At 68.9% G+C, this 1871-nt stretch carries 3 protein-coding genes; 2 read left to right on the top strand and 1 reads right to left on the bottom strand.

Translation table 11 applies throughout. The features are described from left to right. Nucleotides 1–261 (top strand): DUF899 family protein (locus tag WA805_RS29150; RefSeq protein ID WP_425243925.1); only part of this gene is annotated, 261 nt, incomplete at its 5' end. A gap of 79 nt (nucleotides 262–340) precedes the next feature. On the opposite strand, the gene WA805_RS29145 is transcribed toward WA805_RS29150, so the two are convergent. Then, nucleotides 341–505, bottom strand: coding sequence for a hypothetical protein (locus WA805_RS29145; RefSeq protein ID WP_425243924.1), 165 nt, complete (start codon nucleotides 503–505; stop codon nucleotides 341–343). Nucleotides 506–901: 396 nt separating this feature from the next. Between WA805_RS29145 and WA805_RS29140 the strand changes: the two genes are divergently transcribed. Next, the gene (locus WA805_RS29140; protein WP_425243923.1) at nucleotides 902–1780 is read left to right on the top strand and encodes a DUF222 domain-containing protein; all 879 of its coding nucleotides are present in this window, start codon (nucleotides 902–904) and stop codon (nucleotides 1778–1780) included. Nucleotides 1781–1871 lie beyond the last annotated feature (91 nt).

The raw sequence follows: 1871 nt of genomic DNA, 5'->3' as shown, positions 1-1871 counted from the left end.
CTCACTTACTCCACGACGGGCCGCGGCACCGAAGCGGCCAGCGGGTCCTTCGCCCTGCTGGACATGACGCCTTACGGCCGGGGCGAGGCGTGGCAGGCCAGCCCGGACGGCTGGCCCGAGGGGCACGGTCCGTGCTGGTACTGGCGCTCGGACGCGGCCGGGAACGCCACCTGGGGTCCGGCCAGCCGCCCCGTCCCGCAGTGGACCCGCCCGGGCGCGACTCCCGCGGAGAGCCTCGGCCGGCACGGGCATGAGCACTGAGACCGCCATCCTCGCCGGGGGCTGTCCCGAAGGCAGTAACCAGTTCAGTCCGAAGCCGCCCGCTGCGGGATAGGTGCTGTCACCTCCCGGTGTCGCGCCCGCCCTCCTGAGCTATTTTCCTGATCCGTCCGGAGTCGGCGTCTGGGTCGGGAGCATTCGGGCCGAGCGGGCCGAGGTCAGCGGCGCCTAGATCGTTGTCGCCGATCAGCTCGAACTCGTCATCGTCCGGCTCATCCGGACTCACGGCGCCGTCGCCGGCCGGCTGGCCGACGGGCTGGCGTGGGCGGTGGCCTTGCCTGTGTTCTGACTGGCGGGGCCTCATGTCGGCGTCGTCTTCGTCTCGGGACGTAGCATGCGAGTCATGCCTTGTCGTGTTCTGGCTCATGACTACCCTCCGCTGCTGGCCGTCTGCGGGCCGGCTCGGATTACCTGCCCGGTCCGACCGCGCTTTAAGACCGGTCCGATCGCTTTAACGAGTCGCGGTTAGCCGCTGCCAGTGCCATACGAACTGATAAAAGATCTTGATTTCACGAATTGTATTATGTCGAACATCTGTGCTATCCTGACGGTAGGCCACAAGAAGGCGCGAGCGATGAGAGGCAGGCGATCGGTCACGGCGTAGCCCGGGAGGTGGTTCAGGATGTGCACCGCAGACGGCCGGATGTTCGGCAGTGTCGCGGAGGCGCTGCGGATGGCGAACGCCACCATGGACTACCTCAACGGTCCTGCCGGGAACGAGCTGGATGCCTCCTCCTGCGGGTCGGTGTTGCGGTCGCTGGGTGAGATCGAGGCGAAGTTCACCGCGGCGCACGCCGCTGTGCTTGCCCGGTTCGACGGTGCCGACGCCCACGACTGTGACGGGTACGGCACGTCAGCGGCGTGGCTGATGGCGATGGCCGATATGACCCGGCCGGACGCTAAGACCAAGGTGTGGCGGATGCGGCTGCTGCGCGACCACCCCGAGATGGCCGGTGCGCTGGCGAACGCGGATATCTCGAAGTCGCAGGCGCTGGCGATCGCCGGGTGGACGAAGAAGCTCCCGGCCGAGCTGCGCGCCGAGACGATCAGGATCCTGGTGCAGGCCGCTCAGGCTGGAGCGCCGCTGGATGACCTGCGGATGATCGCCGGCGTCGCGCTGCAGAAGTGGCGCGCCTCACGGCCGGACGCCGATGATGACGAGTTCGACGACCGCTATGTGCAGGTCGGCACCACGTTCGGCGGCGCGGGCGTGATCCGCGGGAACCTCACCCCCGAATGCGCCGCGGCCGTGCAGGCCGTCGTGGAGGCACTCGGCAAGAAAGCCGACGCCGAGGACACCCGGACCGAGGGGCAGCGGTTCCACGACGCGCTGCAGCAGGGCTGCGAGCTGCTGATCGGCGCGAAGATGGTGCCGGACCGGCCGGCGCGGACACCCACGTGTTGGTGCATGTCCCGTTCCCGGAGCTGCGGCAGCATCCGGACGCGCCAGATGCGGAGGAGGTGTGGCTGCGCGGCGCGGCGGGCGAGCCGGGGTACCTGACCGGGAAGGATGCCGAGGCGACCGCCTGCGACGTGCTGAATGTCCCGGTGGTGACCGGGCACGCGGACATGCGGGTGGTGGACAAGATCAT

The organism is Trebonia sp., from assembly GCF_049794275.1.
Classification (GTDB): Bacteria; Actinomycetota; Actinomycetes; order Streptosporangiales; family Streptosporangiaceae; genus Trebonia.
The sequence above is the reverse complement of the archived record's forward strand: the minus strand, read 5'-3'. Positions and strand labels throughout refer to the sequence as shown.

Coding starts and splice junctions, on each gene's coding strand:
- WA805_RS29140 (WP_425243923.1), top strand. CDS start 902: ATGTGCACCGCAGACGGCCGGATGTTCGGCAGTGTCGCGGAGGCGCTG.